This is a genomic window from Prosthecobacter sp. (assembly GCF_049294395.1).
GTDB lineage: Bacteria > Verrucomicrobiota > Verrucomicrobiia > Verrucomicrobiales > Verrucomicrobiaceae > Prosthecobacter.
The window spans coordinates 1-6,119 of sequence record NZ_JBAQCR010000067.1; the positions used below are offsets into that span (position 1 = coordinate 1).

General features: G+C 61.3%; 6 protein-coding genes. All 6 read right to left on the reverse strand.

The annotated features are described in order from the left end of the window. Nucleotides 1–200 (reverse strand): hypothetical protein (locus tag WAW39_RS04615; RefSeq protein WP_422316259.1); only part of this gene is annotated, 200 nt, incomplete at its 3' end. 21 nt (nucleotides 201–221) lie between these two features. Beyond that, nucleotides 222–1,232: a flotillin-like protein FloA gene (floA, locus tag WAW39_RS04620; RefSeq protein WP_422316261.1), complete on the reverse strand. Its 1,011-nt coding sequence runs from the start codon at nucleotides 1,230–1,232 to the stop codon at nucleotides 222–224. A gap of 37 nt (nucleotides 1,233–1,269) precedes the next feature. After that, nucleotides 1,270–1,740 carry an NfeD family protein gene (locus tag WAW39_RS04625; protein WP_422316263.1) on the reverse strand — a complete coding sequence of 157 codons (471 nt, stop codon included), beginning with the start codon at nucleotides 1,738–1,740 and terminating at the stop codon, nucleotides 1,270–1,272. Nucleotides 1,741–1,809: 69 nt separating this feature from the next. Next, nucleotides 1,810–3,231, reverse strand: coding sequence for a hypothetical protein (locus WAW39_RS04630; protein WP_422316265.1), 1,422 nt, complete (start codon nucleotides 3,229–3,231; stop codon nucleotides 1,810–1,812). A gap of 127 nt (nucleotides 3,232–3,358) precedes the next feature. Continuing rightward, nucleotides 3,359–3,778 (reverse strand): hypothetical protein, encoded by a 420-nt coding sequence (locus WAW39_RS04635; RefSeq protein ID WP_422316267.1) that lies wholly within the window; start codon nucleotides 3,776–3,778, stop codon nucleotides 3,359–3,361. Between the two features lie 69 nt (nucleotides 3,779–3,847). Then, nucleotides 3,848–5,671 carry an arylsulfatase gene (locus WAW39_RS04640; protein WP_422316269.1) on the reverse strand — a complete coding sequence of 608 codons (1,824 nt, stop codon included), beginning with the start codon at nucleotides 5,669–5,671 and terminating at the stop codon, nucleotides 3,848–3,850. Between the last annotated feature and the right edge of the window lie 448 nt (nucleotides 5,672–6,119).

Sequence of the window (6,119 nt, forward strand, 5' to 3'; positions counted from 1 at the left end):
GCCGATGACTGCCCGGTCTGCTTGCGCCAGGCGGCTTCGCGCAGGCGCTGCTCTTCGGGGTCGGGCGGCGGTGCGGGTGCAGCGCCGGTCTTCTGCTGAAAGGTCTCCCACAGCCATTTCACGAAGCCTGCCAAGACCGCGATGACAATGATCGCCACCTGGAAAGGATCGACATCGCTGCTCAGCAGTAGTGGATGCATGGTCAAAAAGCGCCTGCGGGGTTATTTGGCGCCGGAGGATTCCCCGGCGATCTTGCTGCGCATGTCCGTGTCAGCGAGCACGTTTTTGTACTTGGCGTAGTCCATGACGCCGAGCTGGCCATTGCGGAAGGCTTCTGCGATGGCCAGCGGCACCTGGGCTTCGGCTTCCACCACGCGTGCGCGCATTTCCTGGGTGCGGGCGGACATTTCCTGCTCCAGCGCCACGGCGGCGGCACGGCGCATTTCGGCCATGGCCTGCGCGATCTTCTTGTCGGCCTCGGCCTGCTCGGTCTGGAGCTTGGCACCGACGTTTTCGCCGACGTCGATGTCGGCAATGTCGATGGAAAGGATTTCAAAGGCCGTGCCGGCGTCCACGCCTTTGTGCAGCACGAGCTTGGAGATGGCGTCAGGATTTTCGAGAACGTCCTTATAAGAGGACGAGGAGCCAATGCAGGTGACGATGCCCTCACCGACTCGGGCGATGACGGTCTCCTCCGTGGCACCACCGACGAAGCGATCGAGGTTCGTGCGCACGGTTACTCGCGCACGGACGCGCAGGGAGATACCGTCCTTGGCAACGGCGTCGATCTTGCCGCCGCGGCCCATGTCGGGATGCGGGCAGTCGATGACCTTCGGATTGATGCTGGTGCGCACGGCTTCGAGCACCGTTTTACTGGTGCCTTTACAAGCGAGGTCGATGGCACAGGCGCGGTTGAAATCGAGCGGGATGCCGGCCTTGTCCGAGGCGATCAAGGAGAGCACCACATGCGTCACTTCACCACCGGCCAGAAAGTGCGCTTCCAGCTGGTCCGTGCCGATGGGGATGCCGGCCTTGGCAGCCGTGATGCGGGTATCGACGATCAAGGCATTCGGCACGCCCCGCAGCCACATGGCCAGCAGTGTGGGAAAGCTGACCGGCGCATTGGCGATGCGGGCACGCAGCCAGAGATTGAAAAACTTCGCGACCATCAGGAACAGGACAAGCGCGACGATGATGACGGCGCCGATGAGGAATATTTCGAGAGTGGACATGAGCGGGTGGTATGAGGGTTAAAGACAAAAGAATGTTTCAGACGATGCGGACCAGGAGATTGCCGGGTTCGGCAGCGATCACCTCCACACGAGTGCCGGCGGCGGCGAGGCCGTTCTGGCAACGCACCTCGTAGCGCTGGCCGTCAATTTCAGCACGGCCCAGCGGGCGAAGCTCCGTGAGCGCCACTCCCTGGCTGCCTGGAGCAGCTCCGGCGGGAGACGGGGTGTCAATGCTCGTGGTGAGGGTCAGGGCACGGCGGAAAAACTTCACGGCAAACCAGCGCAGCCAGACGATCAAGACCGCCATGGCAAACACCACGATGCCCAGCGCAAGCGCCACACGCTGGTTGGAAGTCCAGCCGATCAGCTCTTCTGACATCAAGGCAAGCCAGATGGCGGCGAATATGGCAATGGTGCCTAGGATGCCAGCCACCCAGCCGGGCAGGAAGGTTTCCAGCATGATGAGCAGGATGCCGAACAGCGTAAGGATGGCAATACTGGCGAGCATGAGAACATGATGCTGGATGCGTCATGACAGGGCGTCAACTTATGATGACAGCCAGCGCTCCAGATTGGCTCAGGGCGTGCGCTTCGGCACCATGGACTGCCGCCAGTCTTTGGCCCCCACAGGAATATCCCCCATATTGAGAAACGTGGGGGATGCGGGGCTGGCGAAGGTCGTGCGCGCGAGGCGGGTGGCATCGGCTGAAGTGGCAGGGTCGAGAATATTCTGCCCCTGTTTACCCCTGCCAAGCGGGGCCCGCGCCAGGATCGGATCGCCGCCCAGTTCGGCACGGGGTTCCACCCGCGTCCAGGTGTTCGCAGACCAGTAGTCGCCCTTCCAAGAACGGCTGGCACTGGTGGGCACATAGATGGCAAAGCGGTCAATCAGCACCTCAGGCACGTAACGGCTGCCCACGCGGCTGGCGAGCGGTGGATCGCTCGGATCCGGACGGCTTTCCGTCGATTCCAGCAGGTACTCTTTGTCCTCGATCTTCACCACGCACCAGGCATGCCCGCCGAGATCGCCATAGCGGCCCAAAGCCACCCGCACTTGGAAACCGCGGGACATCAGCCAATCGGCCAGGAAGATGGAAGAATCCTCGCAGTCGCCACGCTGCAGGCGCTGAGTTTCATCCGCAAACTGCCAGCAGTCCGTCTGCTCCGGCTTGGCAAAGCTGCTGCCCGCCTTGGCTCCGGGGTCGTTGGTGTAACGGCAATTCGAGTGGACGGCGGACCAGATGGTGAAGAGTTGCTGCACGCGCGACTGGTTTTTCGCAAACGCCGCCGGGGGTGCGTAACCCGTCAGGAACTCGTTCACATAGTGAAAGCGGCCCGCGCTGTCCGCCGCGATCACGGCGTACTTGCGGTGGCACTTCGGGCACTCGAGGGCCATGCTGCGCTGCGCCCGTGAGAGCTTCATGAAGTGCGGCTGCTTGCAATGGACGCAGGTGCTGAAAAACGGCTCATCGCCGGACTGGGTCAGTTCCTCAGGCGTGAAATCACGCAGACGCTGACCCAGCACGAGCAGCGCCTCATGCATCAGTCCGCTGGCGCGTGGCCGCAGGGCGATGGCCATGTGTGTCATCTCCGGCTGCGAACGATGCGAATGCTCATGAAAGCGCTGCAGCAGGTCGCGCAGGCTCGGACTGCTGGCAGAACAGACCCAGACGCGGTAGTAGCGTGGCATCCCCTCCTGCACCAGCTCAGTGACTTTATCGAGGTTGGTCGTGTCGATTTTTGGAAACTCCCGGGCCAGCCAGGCCTCCATTTCAGGATCCACCCGCAGGGTCGGCGTTTTCTCCGCCATGCGCGAATAGTTGAACTGATCCACCAGATCGAGGCGGAACTTGGCAGCGCTGTACTGCGAGCCGGGGCTCGTCATCAGTTCCCCCAACCGCATTTCCCAGCCATTCAGCCAGCCCTCCTTCACTGCGACGATCCCCCCCGCGAGCAAGACGGCGGAGGCGACTGACCATGTGATGAGGCGACTGTTCATAAACGCCCCGAATTATAGTTTTTATAAAGTTGCGCGCAACGAAAACCCGGCGCTAAGACAAAGTACTTACGTTTGAATCCTCCAATTGCGGGGGAGGGGGGGACAGGCAGGTCAGAACACGCGGAAATCACTTTTTCACCTGAAAAGGAATCTTGGGCGAGTAGGGCCACAGCTTTGGTGCGCTGACTCCCACGGCTGCAAACAGCGTGCTTGGCTTTTCCTCCAGGATTTCACCCACGTCGCCAAACCAGGCGGCCTGCGGATTCCCTGCGAGATTGGAAACGAAAATGCCCCCGCGCTCACCACGGCCCAGCAAGACCCCCTTGGTTCGCAGGAGTGCTGGAGCCAGGTAGTAGGTGCCCTTCTCGGAGACGACCTCCGCCGTGTACACTCCGGCTGGGAACTCCACCCTGCCCTGCCCGCATTCGCGCACTTCATTCGGCCCGACCACAATCCCTGAATTACTTTTAGGTGCCGGGGCGACGGAGCCGCAGGCAGCCAGGAGCAACGGAGCAAGAGCGAGGAAAAAAGCGCGGAACAATTTCATGAAGAGGTTGGGTTGAGAGAATTATCCTTGGTTGGAGCCATACGTCCACATCAGGATTCATGCCATGAATCACTTTGTCTTCAGGGTCAGCGTCACGCGCCGCACTTCCATGACGGTCTGCCCGGGAATCTCCAACGCGTGCAAATTGAGCAGCCCGCGCTTGGCCGGCAGCTTGATCGCACCCAGTGACAGGCTGTGGAAATCGCGCATGTAGCTCTCGCCTTTGCGTGGGGCACGGTCTTGATCGTCCAGCAGGCGCGAAAACCAGCCGGGGGTCACTTTGCCGGTGGTTTTGGCGGTGTCGAAGCTGAGTTCCACGGTTGATCCGGCATCAGCCTCCGGGCAGGCGTAGTCGATGGTCACTTCATACTCGCCCGCCGTGTGCACGTCGATGTCCCAGTTCATGGCATCTTCCTTCGTCTTCCAGTTCACGAAGTAGGAGCAGTTCGGCGCATTCGAGCTGCGCTTCACCCCACCCTGTGGAATGCCATCGCGCGCTTCCAGCATGGTGATGGGAAACTCGATGTAGCCCACGGGGTAAGGCCGGTCATCCGCGAAGGGTTCCGCGCCCGGATTTTTCCCCTTGGCCTTCCCCTGCCCCTTGCCTTTACCACCGGCAGGAGCGGGAACGTAGGGTTTCCCAAAGACCTCCTGATGCCAGGCCGTCGCCTTGGCCGCCAGCTCAGCGGCGATCTGCGGCTGCTCGGCGGTGATGTCCTTGGTCTGATTCGGATCGGCCACCATGTCAAACAGCACGCCACTCGCATCCAGGCGATGGGTCTCCGAACGCACGCTGAGCTTGCCGCTGTTGTAATTCATGAGCTCGCGCGGCCCGCGCTTCCACTCGCCCCCCAGCAGCAGGTTTGATAAATCCCAGCCGTCCAGCGGCTTGGTGCTCACAGGTGTCACGCCTGCGAGTGCCGTCAGCGTGGGCAGCAGGTCGATCGCCCCTGCGATGCGTGTGATCGTGCTGCCTTCCTTGATCTTTCCCGGCCAGCGCATGAAGAGCACCGAGCGCACCCCGCCTTCATCCGTGACGCCCTTTTTCCCCTTCATGCCGCCATTCCAGCGGGCGCTGTTGGGGCCGTTGTCGCTGAAATAGACCACGATGGTGTTCTCGCTCAGCTTCAGTTCATCGAGCTTCTTCAGCACCCGCCCCACGTTCTCATCGATGTTGTCCATCATCGCCAGCACCGTGCGGCTCACGGCGAGGTCTTCCTTCTCGCCTTCGACACCCCGCATCGTCACCGGCGAGTCTTTGAACTTGTTCCAGTGCTCGTCCGGCACACTGAAAGGCGAGTGCGGCGTCGTCAGCGGGATGTAGCAAAAGAAGGGCTTCTCCCGGTTGGTTTCGATGAACTCCATCGCCTTCCCCACCAGCACATCCACGATGAAGCCTTTGGCGCGAAACATCTTCCCATTGTGCTCCAGCGGCGGGTCAAAGTACTCGCCCCAGTGCCCCGCAGTGTAGCCCACGTATTCCTGGAACCCACGCGCATTCGGGTGGTAGGGCCACTGGCTGCCATTGTGCCATTTCCCGAACGCCCCCGTCGCATACCCTGAAGCCAGAAAGGCGTCCGCGATGGTCTTCTCATCCGCGTTCAGCCGCTCCAGCCCCGTGGACACCCCCTTCACACCGCCGCGAGAATGGTAGCGCCCCGTGAGAAACTCGCCCCGCGTAGGCGCGCAAAGCGCACAGACAAAGTAGCGATCAAACCGCGCCCCCGACTGCGCTAGCGAATCAATGTTCGGCGTTTTGAGGTTCGTATTTCCATTGATCGAATAATCCCCCCACCCCGAATCATCCGCCAGCAACACCACCACATTCGGCCCCGCCGCATGGAGCTGGGTGCAAACGACGAGGGTGAGGAGGAGACAAAGTCGGTGGATCATGGTGTGCGCGGTAACGCAGCGCGCGAGGCGGAGTTATCAGCGGGTTGAATGAGTCATGAGCCGCCCTCCGGCCTCACAGCTTTCGCCAGCACCATTCTGTACTGGGAGCGCCGTTTTTTAAACGGCTCCGGGAAGCTCCGCCACACGAACACGCTCCGCCCTTCCGAACAGACACCGTTCCATACCGATGCCAAAGGGACGCCCCCCCCGGATCAGGGCTTACGCATGAACAGAGAGAGAGGATGAGGAGAATAGAAAGAGTTGGGGGAGGAACAATCCGCTGCACAAATTTCCACAGCGGATGATGACAGTATGAATGCAACCCGAACCCATACCCGAGAGCGCCGAAGCGAGGCGGCAGCAGCAGATGTTGAAGTCCCTTCAGGCGCGGTTCGCCGAGGTTCCTGACCTGCGTCAGCAGGGCAAGGTTTTGCACCGGCTTGACGAG

Excerpts from the sequence above, each read along its gene's own strand:
- floA (WP_422316261.1), bottom strand. The coding sequence starts at position 1,232 with ATGTCCACTCTCGAAATATTCCTCATCGGCGCCGTCATCATCGTCGCG.
- WAW39_RS04625 (WP_422316263.1), bottom strand. The coding sequence starts at position 1,740 with ATGCTCGCCAGTATTGCCATCCTTACGCTGTTCGGCATCCTGCTCATC.
- WAW39_RS04630 (WP_422316265.1), bottom strand. The coding sequence starts at position 3,231 with ATGAACAGTCGCCTCATCACATGGTCAGTCGCCTCCGCCGTCTTGCTC.
- WAW39_RS04635 (WP_422316267.1), bottom strand. The coding sequence starts at position 3,778 with ATGAAATTGTTCCGCGCTTTTTTCCTCGCTCTTGCTCCGTTGCTCCTG.
- WAW39_RS04640 (WP_422316269.1), bottom strand. The coding sequence starts at position 5,671 with ATGATCCACCGACTTTGTCTCCTCCTCACCCTCGTCGTTTGCACCCAG.